General features: G+C 43.0%; 23 protein-coding genes. 9 read left to right on the plus strand and 14 right to left on the minus strand.

All coding sequences use genetic code 11. The annotated features are described in order from the left end of the window. The first annotated feature begins 2 nt into the window (after window positions 1-2). The 8 genes from V7K42_RS17995 to V7K42_RS18030 are packed head-to-tail and all read left to right on the plus strand — an operon-like array spanning window position 3 to window position 7605. Window positions 3-293 carry a hypothetical protein gene (locus V7K42_RS17995; protein ID WP_334918395.1) on the plus strand — a complete coding sequence of 97 codons (291 nt, stop codon included), beginning with the start codon at window positions 3-5 and terminating at the stop codon, window positions 291-293. Between the two features lie 3 nt (window positions 294-296). Beyond that, entirely contained in the window at window positions 297-872 is a 576-nt protein-coding gene (locus V7K42_RS18000; RefSeq protein WP_334918397.1) for a hypothetical protein, read from the plus strand. Continuing rightward, complete coding sequence (locus V7K42_RS18005; RefSeq protein ID WP_334918399.1) at window positions 869-2614, plus strand: SGNH/GDSL hydrolase family protein; 1746 nt, start codon at window positions 869-871, stop codon at window positions 2612-2614. Before V7K42_RS18000 ends, V7K42_RS18005 begins: the two co-directional genes overlap by 4 nt. Before the next feature lie 5 nt (window positions 2615-2619). Next, on the plus strand, window positions 2620-4653 hold the full coding sequence (locus tag V7K42_RS18010; protein WP_334918401.1) for a hypothetical protein: 2034 nt from the start codon (window positions 2620-2622) through the stop codon (window positions 4651-4653). A 5-nt stretch (window positions 4654-4658) separates the two neighbouring features. Beyond that, window positions 4659-5405 (plus strand): hypothetical protein, encoded by a 747-nt coding sequence (locus V7K42_RS18015; RefSeq protein ID WP_334918403.1) that lies wholly within the window; start codon window positions 4659-4661, stop codon window positions 5403-5405. Between the two features lies 1 nt (window position 5406). Beyond that, the gene (locus V7K42_RS18020) at window positions 5407-5724 is read left to right on the plus strand and encodes a hypothetical protein (RefSeq protein ID WP_334918405.1); all 318 of its coding nucleotides are present in this window, start codon (window positions 5407-5409) and stop codon (window positions 5722-5724) included. A gap of 38 nt (window positions 5725-5762) precedes the next feature. Further along, a complete protein-coding gene (locus V7K42_RS18025) occupies window positions 5763-6431 on the plus strand; it encodes a hypothetical protein (protein WP_334918406.1) in 669 nt (222 codons plus the stop codon). 7 nt (window positions 6432-6438) lie between these two features. Then, the gene (locus V7K42_RS18030; RefSeq protein WP_334918408.1) at window positions 6439-7605 is read left to right on the plus strand and encodes a hypothetical protein; all 1167 of its coding nucleotides are present in this window, start codon (window positions 6439-6441) and stop codon (window positions 7603-7605) included. Here the strand turns inward: V7K42_RS18030 and V7K42_RS18035 are convergent. From V7K42_RS18035 to V7K42_RS18100, 14 genes are all read right to left on the minus strand, one after another. Beyond that, on the minus strand, window positions 7602-7778 hold the full coding sequence (locus tag V7K42_RS18035) for a hypothetical protein (RefSeq protein ID WP_334918410.1): 177 nt from the start codon (window positions 7776-7778) through the stop codon (window positions 7602-7604). The genes V7K42_RS18030 and V7K42_RS18035 overlap by 4 nt on opposite strands. 254 nt (window positions 7779-8032) lie before the next feature. Further along, on the minus strand, window positions 8033-10720 hold the full coding sequence (locus V7K42_RS18040; protein ID WP_334918412.1) for a hypothetical protein: 2688 nt from the start codon (window positions 10718-10720) through the stop codon (window positions 8033-8035). 49 nt (window positions 10721-10769) lie between these two features. Then, window positions 10770-10919 carry a hypothetical protein gene (locus V7K42_RS18045; protein ID WP_334918414.1) on the minus strand — a complete coding sequence of 50 codons (150 nt, stop codon included), beginning with the start codon at window positions 10917-10919 and terminating at the stop codon, window positions 10770-10772. A 39-nt stretch (window positions 10920-10958) separates the two neighbouring features. Beyond that, window positions 10959-14807: a DNA cytosine methyltransferase gene (locus V7K42_RS18050; protein ID WP_334918416.1), complete on the minus strand. Its 3849-nt coding sequence runs from the start codon at window positions 14805-14807 to the stop codon at window positions 10959-10961. Beyond that, the gene (locus V7K42_RS18055; protein WP_334918418.1) at window positions 14804-15199 is read right to left on the minus strand and encodes a hypothetical protein; all 396 of its coding nucleotides are present in this window, start codon (window positions 15197-15199) and stop codon (window positions 14804-14806) included. Before V7K42_RS18055 ends, V7K42_RS18050 begins: the two co-directional genes overlap by 4 nt. Next, window positions 15199-15621 (minus strand): hypothetical protein, encoded by a 423-nt coding sequence (locus V7K42_RS18060; RefSeq protein ID WP_334918420.1) that lies wholly within the window; start codon window positions 15619-15621, stop codon window positions 15199-15201. Before V7K42_RS18060 ends, V7K42_RS18055 begins: the two co-directional genes overlap by 1 nt. A 2-nt stretch (window positions 15622-15623) precedes the next feature. Beyond that, the gene (locus V7K42_RS18065; protein WP_334918422.1) at window positions 15624-16061 is read right to left on the minus strand and encodes an ASCH domain-containing protein; all 438 of its coding nucleotides are present in this window, start codon (window positions 16059-16061) and stop codon (window positions 15624-15626) included. After that, entirely contained in the window at window positions 16048-16233 is a 186-nt protein-coding gene (locus tag V7K42_RS18070) for a hypothetical protein (protein WP_334918424.1), read from the minus strand. The genes V7K42_RS18065 and V7K42_RS18070 overlap by 14 nt, the downstream gene beginning before the upstream one ends. After that, complete coding sequence (locus tag V7K42_RS18075) at window positions 16223-17065, minus strand: hypothetical protein (RefSeq protein WP_334918426.1); 843 nt, start codon at window positions 17063-17065, stop codon at window positions 16223-16225. The genes V7K42_RS18070 and V7K42_RS18075 overlap by 11 nt, the downstream gene beginning before the upstream one ends. Continuing rightward, window positions 17062-18153 carry a hypothetical protein gene (locus V7K42_RS18080; RefSeq protein ID WP_334918428.1) on the minus strand — a complete coding sequence of 364 codons (1092 nt, stop codon included), beginning with the start codon at window positions 18151-18153 and terminating at the stop codon, window positions 17062-17064. The genes V7K42_RS18075 and V7K42_RS18080 overlap by 4 nt, the downstream gene beginning before the upstream one ends. 3 nt (window positions 18154-18156) lie before the next feature. Next, window positions 18157-18870, minus strand: a complete 714-nt coding sequence (locus tag V7K42_RS18085) for a GIY-YIG nuclease family protein (protein WP_334918430.1) — start codon at window positions 18868-18870, stop codon at window positions 18157-18159. Further along, window positions 18867-19757 carry a hypothetical protein gene (locus V7K42_RS18090; protein ID WP_334918432.1) on the minus strand — a complete coding sequence of 297 codons (891 nt, stop codon included), beginning with the start codon at window positions 19755-19757 and terminating at the stop codon, window positions 18867-18869. The genes V7K42_RS18085 and V7K42_RS18090 overlap by 4 nt, the downstream gene beginning before the upstream one ends. Before the next feature lie 444 nt (window positions 19758-20201). Further along, a complete protein-coding gene (locus V7K42_RS18095) occupies window positions 20202-20573 on the minus strand; it encodes a hypothetical protein (protein WP_334918434.1) in 372 nt (123 codons plus the stop codon). 2 nt (window positions 20574-20575) lie between these two features. Further along, on the minus strand, window positions 20576-20905 hold the full coding sequence (locus V7K42_RS18100; protein WP_334918435.1) for a hypothetical protein: 330 nt from the start codon (window positions 20903-20905) through the stop codon (window positions 20576-20578). 106 nt (window positions 20906-21011) lie between these two features. On the opposite strand from V7K42_RS18100, the gene V7K42_RS18105 reads away from it, so the two are divergent. Continuing rightward, window positions 21012-21374, plus strand: coding sequence for a helix-turn-helix transcriptional regulator (locus tag V7K42_RS18105; RefSeq protein ID WP_334918436.1), 363 nt, complete (start codon window positions 21012-21014; stop codon window positions 21372-21374). Window positions 21375-21384: the final 10 nt, after the last annotated feature.

Genomic DNA, 21384 nt, shown 5'->3' on the forward strand with positions numbered 1-21384 from the left:
AAATGGCAATTACATATCAAGCTCAATCTTCATCCAGCATCAGCATTCAAAGAACCCCAGGATATTTAAACACAACGACAGCAGGTAGTATTGCTGCCGGAGCAAAATCAGTCTTCATTTACAACGCGGGGACTAAAACTGGGGTTGTTTTAGGAGCTAATATATTGCCTGGGGAAGGGCTTTCTTGGGAAGCGATAGGAAATGACACGATAGGGGCGATCGCCTACGATCCGACCAAAGATGCTGGAGCCGCTGCAACTGGCACAACTTTTTGGATAACCTCGCTTACTTAATTAATGCCTACCAATATCAGCGTTGTATCTCAAACAGGTGGTATAAAGGAAACTACTTTTGTCGGCGTTCCCGTTTCACCCAATCGGGGCGATCGCCATAATGAAGTTGACGCAAATAATGATTTAATTATGGAGTGGTTTTGGAATGGGTCTTTATGGCTATCCAGATCCCTACATCAACAATCTATTCATGCTTGGTCAGGACAAGGGGTATTGATTGGTGGCGTAATTGGTGATGTCTCAAGTACCACCGACAATATCCCTTTTAGTCAAGGTAATGATTATGATATCTACTTATATAAAATTCATGGAACGTTCCGCGTTTTATCTGGAAATTTAAGCGCTACTAATTATTGGGCATTGCAGTTCAGAAATACTACATCTAATTTGCAATCAATCAATATTACAACAGGAAATGGAGGTGAAGCAACCGATTATATTTGCAAAAGCAGTAATGCGATTAATACAAAATATACCAAATTAAACACAGGATTTAATATAGTCTTTACCAAAAATGGATCTGCCCCAAACATAAGAGCGCCGATCGCATCAATTCAGTATAGGTTTAGCAGGACATGACTAACCCAAACTTCATACAATTAATCGGTGGGCTTGGCCCAGATGGTAAAACCAAGGCGATCGCTGTTAGTCCTGATGGGAAGATGCAGTTTGATTTATTAATGAAAATCAAAGAGCAAACAGCAGATTATACTATTGTCGCAAGCGACAACAATAGCATAATTAAAGTCACCACGAATACTCCAAGCTTAGTAATTTTGCCTAGCGATATATTTGCAGGATTTCAGTGTATTTTAATTCAAGGCGGGACAGGGACTTTACAATTTCAAGAAGGAGATGGAGCTAATTTAATTTCATTCTCTGGACATAAAAAGTTGGCAGGAATCAATGCGACACTACAACTTTTGGTTATTTCTAATTCAGATGAGTCCTCTGCTGTCTGGCAGGTAATTAGAGGGGACACCATACCTGGAGCGATCGCAGTTTTACCAAGTAACTTTACTGAAATTTTTGGGCATAACTTTTTTGATAGCAGCCAATTGACTGTCACAGGATCTAATACAGTTGCTTCTGTCTCTGGTGTTGGAACTAATGCATTTTCAGTAAACCAGGCATCATCTGGCTCAAGTTCAAATTATCCTGCGACCAAAGATATAAGAGCATCTGGTAAAACTGCGATTGTTGGCGGGGGACTTAGTTCTTCAGGTAATATAAATTTGAGTAATTGCAGTGATTTTACTCAAATATTTCTAGGCTACCATACCTATTCTGGAAACACTTTACAGAATTTGAATCTCTTCGGAGGATTATACGACACCACTGGTAATATGCCGTTGATATTTGAGAATAGTTGGGCTGTTAATAGTGGTGTTCAAATATCAGCAGATAGCTCCATTCTTTCTTCCAGGCATGAATGGGAAGATAAAAACGTGCATTTGGCTATTATTACTCGCAATGATAGCATTCTTACTATTTATGTTGATGGCGTAATTGCAGGCGCTGGTACATTTCCCAATGCTTTATCTGGCACAGGTATTTTATACAATATGTACCAATATAACGGTGTTAGCGCCGTTGCGGGTAATATGGCTTTGATGAAAGCTGGATTCTATTCTAGGGGTGTCAACGCATCAGAAGTTTCTCAGATAGACGCATATTTTCAAGCATTATTGCCTGCCGATTACAAGCCAAGTTCTTTATTATCTACTGATTTGTGGATCTACAACTCCAATTCAATAGGGCAAGGTTATTCCTACGGGAATGCCAATACACCTTCTGCACAAATGGTTAAAGCTTTAGCTGTTACTTATAATAAGAATATCGCTAGATGGTATAACTTGTCTTTGGGCGGCATGTCTACTACTCAGATGGCTATAGACGCGCCAACTCATTTAGATCCTTTCTTGGTCGAAAAATCAGGCAATGCAAAAATAAGCCTGATTTTACACGAAGGTACAAACGATATCTTTTTGAATAACCTTAGTGGAACTCAAGCCTACAATAATTTAAAATCTTATTGGCAATTAAGAAAAACAGCAGGGGTCGATAGAGTTTTTGTAGCTACAGTATTGCCCAGAGCAGGCTTTAATAGTACTCAAAATACTGCAAGAACAGATTGCAACAATCTAATTAGAAATAGTGCTGTTAATGATGGCGCAACTGCCATAATTGATTTTGACACTAATTCTCATCTTTTGGATTCTACTAATACCACCTATTACAGTGATGGTACGCACCCTACTTTAATTGGCGCTGCGGAAATGGCAAATACTTTAGCTGTGGCACTAAATACTTATATATAATTTTTATGCTTGCACAATATGCAGGAGTCGGCGAAATTTGTCCAGAATTTGAAATCGCAATCGCAGGCGGGGGCAGCTTGAGTGCTGGTAGCTTGTACTTTTCCTTCCAATTGCAAAACCGTGCCGGATTTAATATGCCATCCATCAGTAGCGCGATCGCCTACACCACCAATCAAAAGATCATCATTACGATTCCTCAAATGCCAGAGGGATGGGATGTGCATTATTTCATTATCTCTGCTGGTATAACAAATGACCCCTCAACCCACGTCCAAATTGCTCGTGTCCCAGGGTTTCAATACGGAGCAGGAATTGAACCGCAGTCAGTGAAAGCATTATTGTCAACAACGCTAGAATTAACCCGTAGTATTCACATAGACTTAGCTCCCTCCGTAACCAGCGTGGGGAATCTTCCTCAAGGCGTGGATAGGCTGGATGGGCAAGTGCGATTTATTACCAATTTATCGATTTTTGTAGAGTATCGCGCTGACTCTAAATTGCCTTTGAGCAACGATGTAATTGCGAGTGATATTGGGCAATGGGTAAGAATTGGGAGAGCAAGTGCTTACGTATCAGATACTCGCGCAGGCGTTGGGAGCGATCGCCCAATCAACTCAATCAACCCAATTACTACAATCCCCACCCCCCCGTATCCTGGCGAAACATTGAGTAAATACCTTCCAGGGTGGGAGGCGAAGTACTGGATTTACAACGATAATTCAAACGCGATACCCTCTGGGACAGAATTCGGCATTGAACTGGAATACAACAACAAGCGATCGCCCGATTTACTTAGCGGACTATTCATGGTGAAGTTCATCGGATTCATTCAATCTGATGGCACTGTCCGTTTGACTGACAGCGATGGGCGCGACTTTCCCAATTGTGGAGCATATTTCCTGTGGACTCCCAAGTTAACCACTCCATTTATCACCATTGATGACTTGCAACCAGGTGAGGCGATCGCCCTTGCAGTAAAACCATTTTTTGCAGCTGCTGAATTTGCTGTAAAAGATGTAATTGGTGTATTCCCTGTAACCCGTGTGCAATCAGGAGATTACAATCCACTAGGAAAACTGTTACCTACTGGCACAGTATTTGATATAGGCGATCGCTATCGAGTAGTTCCCGGTACTGGACTTAGCTATGATGTACTGTCTGGCAGTGTCCTAATTGGTGGTTACGACTTTCCCGAAAAGCCAAGGCGTAGCTTTGGGGGACTGCAACCCAATACCGCAGGGCAAAAAATAATCATCAACGGCAATGCTGATGTGTTTACAGAGTCCCCAGGTTACATCCCATCAGCCAGCGAAGGAATAAGGGCCATCGTTTCTACTGCTTCGGGGGAAAGCGTTGCAGGGGCGTGGAGCAACTACACTGCGATCGCCACTGGAATTAGCGCAACTCTCAATTACCCAAGCACCGTCAATGGCATGGGAACAATCCGCGCCGACTATCCAGACGTGTTAGCTAGTAACAACAAAGGAGTATTCAATCCTTACGGCGTGAACATCTATTTGCAACGTCAAGATACTTTAGAAATCCGCCGTTTCTCTGGATTCCTTGTTGTCGCTTCATCATCCCAGCAATTTACAATCGCCGATTGGACGCAAGGAGTAATTGATACTTTACCTATAAGTAATGAAGACTTTTCGCTATTTGCACCTCTTGATGGGGCGATCGCCCCATCAAGTACTGGTAACTTTCCGTCCACTTCTTACCGCGTAGCTTATAGCTTTACCTACGACGGTAATCAAATCACCTCAATCTCTCACGCATCCCCGCCTTGTGTGAAGGAATTCAAGGGCGATTTTCAGCCCGCAAGCATTGAAGTTAACCCAGTGATAGCTATCCTCGACCCTGGGGAAACGCCATCGGTAGTCAACACGGGGTCAAGCAATCAAGCGTACCTAACTTTTAGCTTCCCGCCAACTACGGGGGGTGGTGGTAGCGGCGGCACGAGTAATTTTGATGCTGTTTTAGTTGACAGCAGTGGTTTAATTTTGGTCGATTCAAACGGAAACATTTTATACGCGTAAAACCTATGGGATTTATTTATGATGCTTTATTTGTCGAAGATATTGATGCATTGAAAGTTTTGAACAACTCCTCTGAGCTCAAAAGAGTTGACGGGCTTTTTTTGGGTGTCAAGGATAGCGGCGAGGGGTTCCCAGGATGGTACAGATATAACGCCTCATCAACCGCTGCTGAAGATTTACCCAACATCGTAGCTTCAAGTGACGGAGTTGGCGATTGGTTTAGTTTTAGCAGCTTTGCATCTGATGGACAACCTGGGCAAAATGCCTACACCATAACCACGGCATCTTTTGTACAACCCGCAGTAGGGAGCAACGTAACTGTTGCAGTTGCTAACAGCAGTTGGTTATCTACAGGACAAACAATATTTATTTCCAACGCTGGAACGTATGCGATCGCCTCTATCCCCAATCCCACTTCAATTACAATTACCAACTTATACTCGACTAACACAGCAGTTAGCAGTACCATCGCCTCACCTCAATCGGTTGCCGCTAGTGGAGTCAAAGGGAGTAAGGGTGATCCGGGAGACAAAGGAGACAAAGGAGACATTGGGGATGCGGGTAGTGTTAGCAGCGCTAGTTCAATCATTCTTACGTATACCACCATTCCGACCACAGCAAGCAATGAGTTGGGATTGTATGCAGATAACGTTACGGGGTTCTTAAAAGTAAGAAAACAAAACAATGGCACAACAGATGCGATCGCGTTGTTAGATAGTAATACTTGGAAATACAATTTATTTTACGGATAATATGTCAATCTCCAATAAAGTCAAACCTTTGATTTTGACCACCGTATTAACTACTTCATTGTTAATAGCTGGGACATCAGAAACAATTAGAATTACTCATGTTATTTGTTCTTGTGGTACTACTGCGGGAACAATATCGTTGTCTTTATACGATAGCTCCACAGGGACAACAAGCAGAATATTTAATGCTAAACCGATTACAGCTAATAATAATTTGGAGGTCTTTGATTTATTTCTTGAGCCAAACGATGAAATCCGAGGAGGGTACACAGCCGCATCTAACGCTGAAATTATTATTAGCTATCAAATTGAAACATGAGCAATTACAGATTACCCATCAATGGATATCCCAATAGGATGCGATCGCCCATTGTATCTGGACTTGAAAGCGTTCAAGAAGTTTATTCAACAGATTACCCTTCTGGAATGGCATTGTATTTAGATAATGGATCCTTACTCGATAAATCAGGTAACGACAGAAACGCAACTCCCTTAAACACTAATTCGCCTGCTACCGCAATCGGGCTTGATGGCAAACAGGTATTGAGGTGGAATGGAACGGGAACGCAAGAATTGCAAGTTTCACCTTTTCTACAAACTGCGATTGGCGCAACTTTATATTGTGTTTGTAGCTTAAATGGTGACTCTAATTACAATTTGGCAAGAACTGCTAATTTAGACGATTATTGGAAGTTTGTAGATGGGAGTATTGGGTACTTTGGAACTTTTAAGAGTAGTAGATTTGAAGGGTATCCTTCAAGTATGCCTAACATTGGAAATCATTTAATTTCTATTCATGCTTCTGATACTACTTATGAAGTAGTTGTGGATCGAATCTCAAAAGGCGTTCAGCCCAGCTCATTTTTGCCAGGGGATAGATTCAGGATAGGGGTTAACAACAGAGTATTCTCTGGAGATATCGCTTTAATGTTAGTTTATTCAGAATATATTCAGCCAGGAACGAGTAAAGATGTAGCAGTAAAAAATAGTATCAAATCAAATTATCCTTCGCTGCCATTTTCTTAACTATTAAATGGAAATAACTAACCAACAAATTAAGAATCGTTTTAGAATCAGCAACATGCTCCCTGTTACTATCTCTAAAGGTAATCAAGGACAAAGTGCAGCGATAGAAATTAATGGCACTACAGAGACAGTAACTTACCTAACTGACTTAAAAGCCGGGAAGGCGATCGCTATCCTCACTGATAAGGGTAATTGGTATTTATTAGGGGTTGAAATACAGCAAAACAACCAATTTCCCCAAAGAAATATTGAGTACCGCAAAACAGATAAAAAAATTATGCAAAAACCCAAAGCAGTGTTTTTGCTAACAGACCGCGACCCACCCAAGAAAACAGTAGACGAATCGCCCAGCTTTAATCATTTTCACGTAGCGTTTTCTTTAGGAGCTTATTCGGAAAATATTAGAATCAAATTTGTCCAATTTAGCTATGGTTTTCCAGAATCTGGTGACATCAATAGTAAATTTACTATTGATTATCCTGATGGAAGCTATTCAGGAGAATTTCGTGAGATAGTCTACGGTGGTGACAGAGAAGATGGATATGGAGGGTATTATCAAACACCTATCCTTTATTGCAGCAACTCAAACAATATCAAAACTATCGATATTCGATATGACTTTACTTTTACAAACGGAAGTGTTAATTTTCCCGCTAGAAGCTATATAGCCACGGCGGTAATTTTTCAGATTTTGATGCCAAGTTTTATCACCGATGGCATCAAAAAAACAAAAATATTTAATATTGAAACTGAATATACTTATTTTACTAACTCTTCAACGATAAGACAGTCAAGCGGCGGAGGTTTGCCATTAAATTTTCTTTTCACTAAAGATAAGAAAATATTTGCTCGGTTTATTCAATCTGCTATAACTCACGATTCTTTACCAAATATTGAATTAATACCTGAAAGCATCAATACATCTATTGCAGATAAAAAACTCAGCATTCTGACCGATCCTTATGTTTTTAAAGGAGGGCAATTTTTTTCTTACTTACAGGATGAATCGCTTTTCTTAACGAAAAAAGCGATTTCAATCAATTTATCTGGAAATCTGGATGAAAATTACAATTTGCTGCCCCACGCCAGAAAAAAGAGTAGAGTATCCATACCAGCAAACCAAGAAATTTACAATTTATCCCAGACTTCTGATATCAATGCGATTGTTTTTTAACTTTTGTAACTTAACTGACGAGTTAATTGCACAGACGAGCGCCTCTTGGGGATCTCAACTATAAAAGTCTGCCCCCTGACGGTGAATTCAACGCTGGTAGCAGTTTCTGTAATTTTGGGAAATAGCGATCGCCAAGGCTCAGATACTTTAGCTATTGTGTACATAATCTCCATTTTGTCTTTTTAGTTCAGTTAAACATTGGAGATTGGGCATTGGAGATCGGTCCGTGGTAGCAGACCAGAAAGACGAGTCACCAATATCGCCACACCAAGGACAGTACCATTCTCTTTCCCCTTGTTCTAAGCACCAATTTGGCACTGCACCTCCGCAGCAGTAGCAATGTGCTTTGATTTTTGGATTAAGAAAATTGTTGATATCAGAAAAATAGTCATCATAATACATAAAATACAAAATTTCATTTTGCCACTCAAGGATTCCTTCGACTTTTAACTCGTGCCCAATCTATGATACTTCCCAGTTCTGCATCAATCACATTTGTCACAGTAATATTTGCTCTTGGTGCAAGTGCTTCTTTAGGTACGGGTATTTTACTATAAGTCAGTTCTGGCAACATCCATCGTCCCAAGGTAAGAGAGGTAACGTAAGTGACTTTAGGTTGACTGTCAATCGCACCCAAGATATTGAGTGTAGTCTGCGCCCCTAAAACTACCCTTTGGCGAAACTCACCGTTGCAAATGTAGTTAAAGCGATCGCCCTCCTTAATCTCTAAATTCCCGCCGATTTGCAACGTTTCGGTAAACCCATTTCGCCAATTTTCAATTGCCAATTTACACCGAGCAGCAGTTAGGGCTTCTTCAAAAGTTTTAGCTAAAGGAAAACTTTCGCTACCATTAATTGGGCTTTTGGCAGTATACCCCGCAGTTTGCAGAAAGTACCGATATTGCTGTTTCTCTTCTTGGGTCTTGGTAGGTTTTTCAGCCGGCTGCAATGCGGTAAACTGTGGCGGTCGCCTTGTTGCAACAGGTAATTCACCAGTACCTTCCTCAATGGAAATTTCTTCTAAGGCAGTGGCTATCGCCGGGCCTTGGGCTTTGAATTGCTTGATATATCTGACAAACTTTTGGGGTGTAATCTCCGTACCGCGCTCGTAGATTGGATATCTGCCATCAAACCCTACTAATTTTTCTTGATAGGTTGCAACAACAACTTGGGTAAAAGATTCAAACCGCGATTCTTCTCCCACGGAATCCGCCGTTAGTCCTTCATTGTCTGGATTTGGGCGATTAGCAAATGCTACTGATTCAGTGCGCTCATACTCTACATAATAAGGTGGTGCGTAGTCTGGGTTAATTAGCACTTCTTGGGTACTAGTCCCATCTCGATTACAAACCTTTGTTACCTCAAATAACCCCTCACTACTATGCTCAGGCATCAACTTGAGATAGTAGCTAGTCCGCCCAATTACGGGGATTTGAATAAATTTGTATAAATCGTATTCTACATCGCTCGGATCTAATTCTAGCGTTTCAGGATTGTCTGCCGATTCTTGACGATAACGGACGGTGTTGTAGCCGCAAGTTGAGGTAGAGAGTAGGTAGCCAGTGCCTTCGTCGTAGATGTAGTCAGTGGTAGTTCGTTTCAGACACACCCAGTAATTATTGGGGTTGCCGTTAAGGCGATCGCGGCTATTGTCGTAAATTTGAGCAGCGTAGCAAACAAAACCCCAAATTTCATCAACTACTTTGATAGTCGCGCCGCCCTCAGTAATGGTTGTACTTCGAGTTTTAGTTTGGCCGCCAATATCAAAAATCAACGACATATTCCGAATCGACTCTACACCCTCTAACGAAGTGTGAGCGTTTTTATCCCCATCAATTCGTTCTTCACGAATGGCCGGCTTTCTGATGTATCTTGGCTTTTGCCCTTGTGTAAATTCTTGGGGCAACTCTTGAATCTCGCTAAATTCCCCAGTCAATTCGCTATTTGGGTATTCAAACGCCAACGCCGTCGGCAACTCGCCTCGCAATTGTGGCATCGGTAGCGACTGTGCCGCACTGGGAAAATTTACTAAATCTGGGGGCGGGGGATTGTAGTTAGCGATTGAGGTTAATCGGCGTTTGCTGGTATGGGCGATCGCCTCAAAACTCGTATCAATCTCACCTTCAATATCTGCTTCTTGATAATTCCAAACTCTTGTGCTACCAATCGGCACGACTTCAATTGCAGATGCATTACTCCAACGAACAAAGGAATTTGCAACCAATAGGCGATCGCCGAGCAACTGGACTGGATTCACTGTCGTGTCTTTTAGCGTGCCTTTGGGTATGGGCACAGGCGGCATATTGAGTCCAGTGTAAGCAATACCAAGCTTGGCAAGCAGTTGCTGCACAGTGGTGTTAAAGTTGGGGTCGTCTTTTTTAGGCGTGGGCGTTGTGCATTCGGGGTCTTGGAATGGCTCATTACTAGGTAAGCTATTCCCCCCATCCGCTCGCAAGAAACAAGGCTCATCTAAATAATTATCCCAGCGCGAACCGAGCGACACACTTACATTACAACGCCTATCTGGGTAAATTGAGTAAGGCAATTCCTTGATACTTAAACTATTAATTCTTAGAGGAATTCCATACAAATCCAATTCTGCCCCTGGTGTAAAAATTGACTGTATCTGTGCTTTGGGCAACCTCAACTCTAATTCAAATTGGGCGCTAGGTTGCTGTTGAAATTGACGGGTAAATTGAATAACTCCCTCTAGGGGCAAATTAGTAAAGAGTTGAGGGTAGGGAGGGGGAAGTAAGGGAGGGAAGAATTTGATTGCTTGAGTAATACCGTAAATTTGCAGACTGCGCCCTACTGCCCCATAAACTTGCGCTGTATTAATGTAGGGATTGTAAACAAATTCCCCTGCTTGAGGCGATTCGAGATCCACTGCTGGGGCAAAAGTTTGGCCATTTGAGGCGATCGCCCTTACATCTATCCAGTTTTCAGGGATAGCGATCGCCTCTGAATTTGGTTCAACAATTAATATTTCAATTTCCCCATAGTCAATAACCGCCAAGGGCGCAAAGTTATTTTCCACGCGTGCTACAACGAGCAGATGTGCTGCGGTGTAGTTGCCTGTGGCAGATGTGGCTAACGAAGAATCAATTGTAAGCATCAGGATTTGATGTAAATGCTACTACCATGACATGACTAACGCAAATTTTCTAATTGGTAGGTTGGGGTTCAGATGCAACTTGATATGCAGCTTTAATTATCTTGAGCCGCGCACCATAGTGCCATTGCCTCTCAATTGGCTGCCTAAGTTGCTCTTGCTTTAATTCGCGGTATAAAACCGCAATTTTACGTGGTGACATCTCCAAAAGTTTCTCCCTTTCCTCAAGGGATGTATTCAGTCAAGCAGAAAGTGCTAGCTGATGAGGATATAACCCAACTTCCGACTTATGTAGTGAAGCACGCTTATTGTCTTGCTTTACCAATAACCATTCGCCATCAAAACTCTGTACCTGCCAGATTTCGCCCGATTCTGTCACCCGCACCCAGTCATTTTTGTGGTACGGAAAAGACTTTTTTGCTTCCATCAACGCCTCAACCTTGCTTTTCAATGTGTCATCAATCCAGCCAAAATCCGTAATATCACCTGTCTCATCAACATAATCAGCCATTAATTTGGAAAGGTTGTCAATATTAACCAATTCCTTTTGATATTTCGTAGTAGCTTTTAATATCATCTCTCTTAAAGTGAGAAGATTGCCTTGACACACCTCGCTGATATTAGTCCAGGTAACATTATTCATCCCCGCCTTGCTTCTTACACCACTTATAAAATTAGACGCTTTGATTTGTGCTTGACTTTCTGGTGTGGCTTGATTTACTAATACTAGATGGCATTTAGGAATAATTGTCTCACACTGCCCTTCACTATCTGTCGCACTAAAAAGCACGGCAACAGAGTCATCTTTTACCCCAACTACCGTACCAAATCTATTGAGTAAATCTTCTGATTCATCATCTGTGCTTGCAAGTTTTACGCGATCGCCCTCTTGGAAATTATGAATTTCGTTTGTAGCTGTAGAAGCTTGATGAATATTCAAAACATCAGATTCATTGGCGATCGCTTCAGTTTTCGTATGAGGTTGCTGTAATACAAGCCCGTCACGCTCTTGGCGCAGTTCATAAACTTGCTGCTTCAATACCTCAACCTCTGGCATCAACTGCTGTTCTGCTCTCTTGGAAAGTTGCTCCTCTTGGGGAGACCCCAAGACCGCACTTTCCGCTAACTGCGTGTCCATATCTTCTGTCAGCAAATCCAACGCTTCAATTTTGGCGATTAGAGCCATATTCTCTTTCTGTAAAACTTCAATCGTGGTGGGGTCTGTCTGTTCTTTGAGGTTTTTCAATTCTTCCAATTCTTCCAATGTTTGTGCGTGTCTCTCTTGAAGGGTTTTGAGTTTTTCTACAACACGCCAACTTCCGTCAGTGATATCCACTATTTTATCCAGCGCTTCATTTCGTTCCGCTACCGCATTTTCCAGCAGTGCTATTACCTCAGTTCGCTCGGATAGAGCTTGATGGCGTAATTTCTGTGAGCGCTCCAAATCAGCTTTCAGTTGGGCAATAACTTCATTCTGAGCAGCGATCGCCCCACTATCACCATCTATAAATTCCAATCCACTAGCAGAGCTATAAAGCGATTTACCCCAGATTGAAATGTCACTCTGGGAAATCCCCTTGGACATCATCACCCGCCCATATTCAGCAACGGTTGACCGCAATTCCTCGGCTTTTTGCTCACACTCTTGGTAGGGTTTTAGAGATGCGGTGAGTTGATTTAATTGCTCTTGTAGTTGAGCAATTTGAGAGGCGATCGCCCCAGTTCCAGAAAATTGGAATGCCATAACATCTTGCTCCTTGTTTTTAAAAACTACTTTTGGTACGTTTGTGGGGCGATCGCCTAATGGAGTGTTTGCAATTTTGAAAGTATTGATGCGCTCCTCATCTCGTTCCCAGTTGTAAGTTATGTCTTTTTTGTCATTAGGGTTGGGATTGGCTACAGTTCCTAACCAATCAACAACAAATCCAAACCCCAAATCCTCTTTGATAATTCCCAACGTCCCAAGTTGGTCAACGATGTAAATTCCTGCTTTTGTATTGAATCGGGTCGGTATTTCCTCCCATTCCTGCCATGCTTCAAGGTAGGCTGGAATATTTGGATAATCATCAGGATCTGGTGGCTCGTGGGTGTAATCACAAAAAATCGTCAATTGGTCGCCATCTGCCTTGTGTGGCACATCGCCAAAATGGTCAGGATTCCATCGCGTAGCGTCTTGTAGAGGGGAGTCCACGTTTTTCATAGGTTGATAATTTGTGTTTATTTCTCCAGAGGCGATCGCTTTTACGATTTTTTGAGCTTCTAGAAAACCAATCGCACAATCAGGGTTTTTGTAAAAGCCAGTAATTTCAGACTTAGGGCGGACAATTAACTGTTGCTGTGTTGCCCGTTTATCCCAAACAAAACATGAGATAGTGGTGTTGTCTGTTGCCCAACGATCGCCTTTTTTATTCTTTCGGAAACAGTAACGAGGTAATACCAAAATAAGCGACGGTGGATGCTGGCTTAAAAAATCACTGCGATCTTCGCAAGGCTCCAAGAAGTTTGTAAGCAGGAACGCAACAACACCAACACGCGCTTTTTCAAAAGCATTTTCAACAATCGGTGCAGCATTTTGGGCGTAGGGCGGATTGGTGCAAATCCAGTCGCACTCTGGAAATAAATTCCATGATTCGGAATTAGTCGCGTCAAGGTGATAATCGGCTGCTTTTTCTGGATCGATGTCGTTCGTCCAAATACTTTGTGTATGAGTCCATGCTTGGAGGAGAGAGGCGATCGCGCCCATCCCCACGCAAGGTTCGCCAATCACGCCTTCTAATTTTACGTGGCGCAACAATTCAGTAACAAACCATGAGGGAGACTCGTAGAAGTCAAGATGATGTCCAGTTACCGAATTTTCAATTGCCTCTAAATATTCAGGCGGAAAGTTGAAATAGAACTCATCGTTCACCCTACAACAAATATAGGCTTTTTTGATTTCATAAACTACTGCGGATTTATCCTTGTGTTTGCCTTTGAGAATGTGAACGCGATCGCCTACCTTTAACATCTCGCCACCACTCATAAAGGAATTTGATTCTGTGGGCGATCGCTGCACACTCAAATGCTCAAACAAACTACGGAACATCACCCAGCTTGCACCATTACCTACCACTTCATTGGCTAGAGATTTGGTAGGAGGGAGCCAAATTTTATCTGCGGTTTCCTTATCTCCAAAAAACCGCAAACAAGCGCGAGGAGTAACAGCAACGATTTTACCTCCAACGACCGCATCAGCCACTCGTGAGTGATTATCGGCTTTTCTCCCCATCGCCCGAATAGCAAAGCTGGGTTCATCACTTTGGTAAAGGCGATCGCTATCTCTTCCCCCACCGGCACGTTTGATCAAGAAGGAAGAGGGAAGAGGGAAGAGGGAAGAAGGATGAGGGAAGAGGGAAGAAGGAAGAGGGAAGAAGGAAGAGGGATGAGTTAATTCCGTGCCTCCTTCCCCCTTCCTCCTTCCTCCTTCCTTCGTCAACTCTGGAAACTTCCTCTGTTGCCAAGGCGCAAGCGTGGTTTCGGGCAACTCATCAATCAAATCGGCGATCGCCTCGTACCACCCGATCTCCTCAACTTGCGGCCGCACGGGATCGAGAAAAGAGCCACCACGCACAGCTAAACCGTAAAGGCGATCGCGTGACTGAGCTACACCCCAGTGACGACAATTGAATTTGTAGTAACGAAAGTAGTAGTCACATTCGTTTAACGCCGATTCAATCTGCTTGAAAGACTCAAAGTTGCGGTATCCCCACACATTTTCCAGCATAAAATATTGGGGCAATTTGGCGCGGATGATGTTGGCGACTGCAACACCGGCCGCTGTATCCTCTGGTGATTCGCCTCTTTTGGTATTGGAGATGGAAGCGTTTTTACAACTGAGGGTTGCTATGAGCAAATCAACGTCTGTTAAGGCTGTGGGGTCTACATCTTGAACTTTTTGAACCAAGACTTGACCTTCGTGATTTTGGTAGTAGCAATGGGCGATCTGAGCATCGCTTTCAATTGCCCAAACTGGTACGCCACCAATCTGCTTCAGTTCGTGAAGGTGCATTCCCATACCGGAGGCAATGGAGCCGATGGTGAAGGTTTTCAAGCTACCACCTCACAATCCTTTGCAAGTTTTAACAACTGAACTGCCTGTTGAATCAGCTTCAGCTGTTTCTCGGCAATCTCCATTGCATTACTATCCCCAGTTACGCCAAGGGTGACGGTAAGGAGTGCTTTATTTTGGATGGCGCGATTGCAAGACTCAATCAGAAAATCAAGCGGTATCTGTTTGTAAGCTAAATCAAGTACCCAGTTATGTGCTTGCACAATATGGGCTGCGATTTCTGATGCGGATTCATCGCGATCGGCATCTTCATCGCAAGGAAAAGCGCAATCACAGACAAATTGCCCAGCGCAATCAGGATTGTTGGCGCGAATAAAATCCCCGTCACCCCAAGGTTGATCAACCGTATACCATCGATCGTTGATAATTTTCATCAAAAACACTTCTCCGTGACTTCACATTTGAAAGGGTTTTGACTTACAACACGCAGCCAATGCTCTTCGCACAACCAAGTACGCTTACCCTGTTCGTCCTCGATTGCTCGTCCGTCATCATCCTTGAGGGTAAAGAGAATTTCAGAATCGATTAACTCTTCGTAAAGTCCGCTGAGGCAATGGCAGATATCAAGTTCCTTAGATAGGCGATCGCTTACTGCCGAACAACTTAAGCACATCCGGTAGGTAGACCAGTCACCACCCCAACGTCCTTTGATGTGCCGATATTTTTCACCTGCGTTTACAAGGTGACGGCATTCACAACACTTGATTGCCTTTTTAGCAACCACAACGCCATCGTCGTACAATTCCTCCCCTGATTCGTCATCGTAATCGGGTGTTTCGCAATCACAGTTGCACATAACTAATTACCTTCAAAATCATTCAAGCTCACGTCAACATCAAAAAAACCTTGTCTGCCTATGACCGCGATCGCCCTTTTAGGTTTGCGAATATTTTCAAGCTTCCAAGCAAATCGCCCTACCAGCCAATCACCAGTGGCTATCTCTTCGGGAGGTTGCTGCACAATGAACGGGGTTGTCATCTTGATGCAATCAGTCATTGTTACCAATGCCACAACTTCCCCAAACGGGAGATCGTAAAAGCCTTGCATATTGAGACGGTATTCTGAACGGATGCGATCGTGATAGTCTGCTAAATCCCTGGATTTTTTCTTGGCAGAGCAGATTAACAGATCGCCTATGTAGCTTGTGTACCAAGAACGGGTTTCATGATACTTAATCCCTTCGGGAATATAAGATGCCCACGGCTGCCATAGTGAAATTGCTTTAATTAATGCCATTGCTTGATGCTGATGTGCAAAGTTTTTGCGTGCCTTGGGCATATCGGTTTAGGTGCTGAATGGTTTCGCTGGATTGAAACTCTTGGATGTTGCGTTTTTCTAGGCAGTCAATGGGAACGCCTGTATTGAGTGAGACAGGGTCAACTGAATAACGGATACATTTAGTCATCATCGGATCCCTCCAACCAAGATGCCGCGATCGCTTTTGAATCTACAGAGAAAGGTTTTGCAATGTATCCACTGATCGCGTCAAAATGCACAGATGCAGATTTCCAAGAAGGACTGTGTCTTATCGCGTAACTAAATTTAGCTAGAAAGTGTTGCTTCGTTGGCATATCCATCGCCAAATAGTGGTCAAGTCTAGACTCATCAATCTCCCACTTGTGCTTAAGAGAGAACATATTGAACGCCTTTTCCCTATCTGATGCCTCAATTCCACTGGTTCGTTTGGCAAGCATCTCAAGCACTTGGCGAATCGGACGTGATTTTATTTCCAGGTCACACCAATCTACCCTTGGAGTTTCCACAACCTCAAAAGTCTTGGGGGGAAAAAGGGAGGGAGGGAGGAATTTGATGTCTCCAGAGCACTGACAATGAGCAGCTACGAAATCCTTCGCTAAATTTCTCAACGCCCAATCATCAGCTAGTCCTACAGCGTGAATCCCGCCAATGATTTGCAAGGCAATGCGCGATCGCACACTCAAAGCACTCAATATTTCTTTTTGCCAATCCTCGCTCGTAGTCGCGGCAGCATTGAGAACGATCCGCCATTGCATACCTGCTTTAACTTCCATACTGGCTGTGGCAAACTCAACCAGTTTTACAGCTGGTGGGAAAAACTCACACTTCAGAATTGACTCTTTAACAGCTGTCGTGAATTGCTCGTCGTCCAACTCGTCATCAAGGTACTCCCGCCAGATGGCGATCGCATCCTCGTCCAAAGCTTTCTTGAAATGCCTCTGTAAAAGGTCTAGTCCCGCTTCAAACTTGTGATCGTTTATCATAGGGTGAATTTCTTTTTGGATGCGTTGTGGATGCGCTGTAATTGCTGCTCTCGCTCAGTTTTTTCTAAAATCTGCTCGCCACTTATTCCATTGGCTGCCATATCAGCCATACAAACGTAATTCAAAAGCTCTTTGTAGGCTTCCAGCGCAGAAACCCCATCACTGCCTCTAATCTTCCTTTCTAGTGTTTTTAACTGGCTGTTTATTTTCTTGAGGTTTGTTGTCCCATCAGCAAGCGAATACCACTTCGGATTTGCTGCAAAGACTGCCTTGCAAACATCGCCACGAAATTCTGTAGAATTTATCCGCCACGGAGCTATCGTCGGATTGTACGCAACCGCTTGGGCTTGCTTTAAGATTCCATACTCTTCTTGAGATAAAACTGAAAAAGCTAATTGAGTTTGATTATTATTCTCATACGCCGGAATGTTTAGCTCTAAAAAATTATTTCCCTTTAACAGACCTGATGTAAAGTCCATATCAGTGTCAATCAAGATTTGCTCTAAAGCACTTTTAATTTGGGATCTTTTCGTCCCACCCTCAATAACGGCAATCACATGGGGGGCAGGGGGGTCTTTTGCTGGAGAACCTTCAACTGGATTAATTTCAATTGGAGAACCTTTAATTGGATTACCTTCGTGGACACCAGGCGACCCAGGGGGGTGGACACCAGGCGACCCAGGGGGGTGGACACCAGGCGACCCAGGGGGGTGGACACCAGGCGACCCAGGGGGGTGGACACCAGGCGACCCAGGTTGTTCTACGTCCACGCCTGTCAACCGCTTTTTAGGCAGCCATTTATTTTTAGGATTCAACCTATAAATAGACGTATAGCCTTCTCTGGATTCTCTCGACACTAAACCTTGCTCAATCAAAAAGCGTAGCGAAGATTTAGCTTTGCCTTCACTGATACAACAACCCTCAGCCATATTCTTGATAGACTCATAAGCTCCAAGTCTTCCTGCCCTTCTAGCTATCCGTGCATATACGCGAAACTGATAAGGGTCTAGCCCGTAGTCGTCAAGCTCTGAATGGATAAAAACAGGAAGGTCGTCACGATCATCTGCATAACCATGCGTTTGAATCATTATTTACTTCCTTCCTTCGTTTGATTCTGTATTACGAAAAGATGGGTTATTTTTCTTTGCCATGTAACCCCAAAAAGCATCAAAGCCTACGACAAAACCAGACATTATACAAGAGTGATAGCCTGGAAAAGTAGACGGCATTGTTTCTAATGCACATATTAAATCAGCAATAAAGTCATTACAGCCAATAACATCCTCTACTGTTCTAGCTACAGAAAATATTCTGTAGATGTCATTTACGAATTTTTCTGCGGGCATTCGCTCAAACAATGATTCTATAACTCCAACAAAAGAGCAAGCAGCAATGGCCGCGTATCCTTTGCAGCCATTAAGATTTAACTCTTCTTTTAACTCAAACCATTCTCCATATACACGGTCTTGATGAAGGTAGCCATGTAACATCTTTTCGTCTTCAACTGCGTCTGGTGTCCAAAAACACTCAATTATTTGCAGAGGGTAAGGCGCTTGCTTCTTGAGCATCTCAAATCTAGCTACTGGGTTAACACTGCGCCCAACCTTATATCTATCTGTCCCTACAGCGTGAATCAAGTAAACATATCCTTGATTAGCACGATATCGCTGAAGAACATCTTCAGTTAAAATCATTATGTAACTCCTACGGATTTTAGGTGTTGCCAAGCTCCTGATCGCTACTAACGATGCGGGGGCATTACTTATACTATTATCTCGTATCTGAAACAAGCTTGAGGCATTCATGCCGCCACTCTCCTAGGTACAAACCCACTCTTGACCAACTGCTCATAAATCAATCCCTTCTGCTGATCCGAAAACTTTGGCAGTATCCGCAAGAAAGACGCGATCGCCATCTCAATCTCTTGCTGCTGCATCTCTGTCGGAATGCCATCATTCCGCTCAATATCCGGAAGTGCTTGTAATCCCGTTCTCACTCCAAGCGATCGCCCTTGTTCCTTGACTTCCTGCTTAGCTGAGGTTATGAGCTTTGTCTCCTGAACCAGTTTCAGCATGTTGTCGGGAATCAGTAAACTGTTCTCGTCGCTAAGCCTAACAATGCAGCGATCGCGTGATGGATGCTGTGCAACTACTCCCTCCGCCCCGTGAAGCTCTTCATCTGGGTAGTGAGCAAGGATTGTTACTTTTGCACCAATCGGGGGTTTAGGAAACCTCACTTTAGGCGGTTTTATCTCTTCCACGGCCTTCTGCACGTGGGCGCAATTTAATTCTTCACCCTCTGTCTCGGCTATATCCAACGCCCGCCTATAAGCCTGCTGCACAAGTTCTGGTTGTTTTAGTTGAGTCAGGGGTCTTATTTTCCGCTCTTTGTATTGTTGCGGAATGTTAAGACCCGTGGGTCTTAACATTTGTACACATTTCTCGGCAGCGATCATTCTATTTAAGTGCCTATCTGTAATATCTAAGTCTTTCAGTACCGCCTTAAATTTTTGGCGATAGGCATTAAAAGAAGCTGCCTCATCTCGCCAAAGCGCCAGTTCATCAATTTTCAACAAAGCTTCACACGCTTGCTGAAAACCGCGTTTACCTGATTCAATCCCTTCTGCTACTGATTGTTCTAGTTGGTGCTTTTTATCTAATTCCAAATTAGATAAAATCGTAATTTTAGACACTGATATACCCTCCTTTGGGAATATGTACGTGTATACGTAGGCGTATATTTAAACGTATGATTTCAATAAAATCACACATGAATAAACTGAGATTTGTTGTAGCTGAAATCCTGTATTTGCAAAGGTTTCTGTGTCATAATAAAAACCTAATGAAGACCAAAAAAGGTCTGACATGCGATTGAATAGCAAATATCCGTTGTTCAGCAATCTGAATAAAATTTGTTATTCGGTTTTTTTTGAAAGCAATAAAAAAATATCTAATAAGTTGCAAGTTGGCGCTCGCAACTTATTTTTTTGTCAAAACTTTCACTCCCTGAATTACTATTTGTTGGTCAACTATTTGCTTAATGTCTGTTCGCAATGGACAGTATTTGCATTGCCCATTGAGATGCCAGAATTTAAGCAAACTTCCAATCGCATTTTGGTATAGCACCTCTGAATTGCTCATGCTGCTTTTCCGCCTTTTCGCTTGGACGGCGGCAAAGATAGCCGAGATTGGCATTTTGCAATGTGGAATTGATAGCGAGGTAGTTTTGCATCAGGACTTCGCAAGTCCCGCACTTCATCATCCCGACCCACCTTGAGAGTGCCGTTTGTTATCAGCTTTCGCAGCTGCTTGGCTGATTTAAGCCCAAGCATTGAGTAGGCGGGGTTTGTATCGTACCAATCGCGCTGAGGTTGCGCCATTGCGACACTGACACCTAACATTTCTGCCAAGATTTCTTTGATGGCATCGCGAAGTTGAGATTCGGGGATGAGCCGTTCCTGGGTTTTGTATGGTGGCGTAGGCGTAGTCCGCCGTAGGCATCGCTCCATAGTTATGCTGCCCTCAGTTGTGTTCTTTCATGCTTTTCCTTGTAGTATTTGAGAAAGAAATCCTTGAGGGCAAAAACAATCACAGCTGATTGTGGAACCCCCATCTCACGCGCTATCTCTACCAGATCAAACGCTACTTCTGGTGCAGCGTCAAACGATTTTTTGGCAGTTTTCAAATTTGGTATTTCTACCAGTTCAGTCCCTACAACTGCATTGACAGGATGGTCTTGAGGGTCTCCCTCAAGCACTAAGTCTGGCATAATGCCGAACGATTTTTTGAGGGTTCTGGAATCATCCACTTTTGTGGTGGAGTCAAAAGCTGTCTGTTTCATGCCGATTGTTCTAATCAATATGTTTATTAGTGTGTTTATAAATAATATTACTACAAGACTCCGTAAAGTGTGACACGTACTTTAAAAACACCATCGAAGGTGCATTATGATGTGGCTAGAAACGTTTGAATATCTTCTATCGATGGACAGTCAAGCCAAGCAGCGTCTAGCGGAATTAATCATTGAAGCCCAAGGACATCAATCGCAAAGAAAGTTTGCAATTGCTTTGGGTGTAAATCCTGCGACGCTCAAAAACTGGATTGACGGGCAGGGATCTCCTTCACCAGAGAATTTAGAAAAAATCGCTAAAGCAACTGGATTTGAAGGGATCGACGATTTATTGGAACACCTTCGAGGCATACAAGGGGAGAAAAAAGTAGCATCTATCGAGCAAATCTTGTTACTTGCCAAAAATTTGCCCAAAGAAGATCGCAAAAAACTGACAAAGATGTTAATTGATTTAGATTGAGTGCTGAGTA

The sequence above is a fragment of the Nostoc sp. genome (assembly GCF_036917455.1).
Classification (GTDB): Bacteria; Cyanobacteriota; Cyanobacteriia; order Cyanobacteriales; family Nostocaceae; genus Nostoc.

Bases quoted from the DNA above. Each gene is read 5' to 3' on its own strand.
- V7K42_RS18040 (WP_334918412.1), bottom strand. From the start codon at position 10,720: ATGCTTACAATTGATTCTTCGTTAGCCACATCTGCCACAGGCAACTAC.
- V7K42_RS18085 (WP_334918430.1), bottom strand. From the start codon at position 18,870: ATGAATGCCTCAAGCTTGTTTCAGATACGAGATAATAGTATAAGTAAT.
- V7K42_RS18025 (WP_334918406.1), top strand. From the start codon at position 5,763: ATGCGATCGCCCATTGTATCTGGACTTGAAAGCGTTCAAGAAGTTTAT.
- V7K42_RS18095 (WP_334918434.1), bottom strand. From the start codon at position 20,573: ATGGAGCGATGCCTACGGCGGACTACGCCTACGCCACCATACAAAACC.
- V7K42_RS18100 (WP_334918435.1), bottom strand. From the start codon at position 20,905: ATGAAACAGACAGCTTTTGACTCCACCACAAAAGTGGATGATTCCAGA.
- V7K42_RS18070 (WP_334918424.1), bottom strand. From the start codon at position 16,233: ATGATGACTAAATGTATCCGTTATTCAGTTGACCCTGTCTCACTCAAT.
- V7K42_RS18075 (WP_334918426.1), bottom strand. From the start codon at position 17,065: ATGATAAACGATCACAAGTTTGAAGCGGGACTAGACCTTTTACAGAGG.
- V7K42_RS18010 (WP_334918401.1), top strand. From the start codon at position 2,620: ATGCTTGCACAATATGCAGGAGTCGGCGAAATTTGTCCAGAATTTGAA.
- V7K42_RS18080 (WP_334918428.1), bottom strand. From the start codon at position 18,153: ATGATTCAAACGCATGGTTATGCAGATGATCGTGACGACCTTCCTGTT.
- V7K42_RS18035 (WP_334918410.1), bottom strand. From the start codon at position 7,778: ATGGAGATTATGTACACAATAGCTAAAGTATCTGAGCCTTGGCGATCG.
- V7K42_RS18030 (WP_334918408.1), top strand. From the start codon at position 6,439: ATGGAAATAACTAACCAACAAATTAAGAATCGTTTTAGAATCAGCAAC.
- V7K42_RS18045 (WP_334918414.1), bottom strand. From the start codon at position 10,919: ATGTCACCACGTAAAATTGCGGTTTTATACCGCGAATTAAAGCAAGAG.
- V7K42_RS18000 (WP_334918397.1), top strand. From the start codon at position 297: ATGCCTACCAATATCAGCGTTGTATCTCAAACAGGTGGTATAAAGGAA.
- V7K42_RS18055 (WP_334918418.1), bottom strand. From the start codon at position 15,199: ATGAAAATTATCAACGATCGATGGTATACGGTTGATCAACCTTGGGGT.
- V7K42_RS18065 (WP_334918422.1), bottom strand. From the start codon at position 16,061: ATGGCATTAATTAAAGCAATTTCACTATGGCAGCCGTGGGCATCTTAT.
- V7K42_RS17995 (WP_334918395.1), top strand. From the start codon at position 3: ATGGCAATTACATATCAAGCTCAATCTTCATCCAGCATCAGCATTCAA.
- V7K42_RS18015 (WP_334918403.1), top strand. From the start codon at position 4,659: ATGGGATTTATTTATGATGCTTTATTTGTCGAAGATATTGATGCATTG.
- V7K42_RS18105 (WP_334918436.1), top strand. From the start codon at position 21,012: ATGATGTGGCTAGAAACGTTTGAATATCTTCTATCGATGGACAGTCAA.
- V7K42_RS18020 (WP_334918405.1), top strand. From the start codon at position 5,407: ATGTCAATCTCCAATAAAGTCAAACCTTTGATTTTGACCACCGTATTA.
- V7K42_RS18005 (WP_334918399.1), top strand. From the start codon at position 869: ATGACTAACCCAAACTTCATACAATTAATCGGTGGGCTTGGCCCAGAT.
- V7K42_RS18060 (WP_334918420.1), bottom strand. From the start codon at position 15,621: ATGTGCAACTGTGATTGCGAAACACCCGATTACGATGACGAATCAGGG.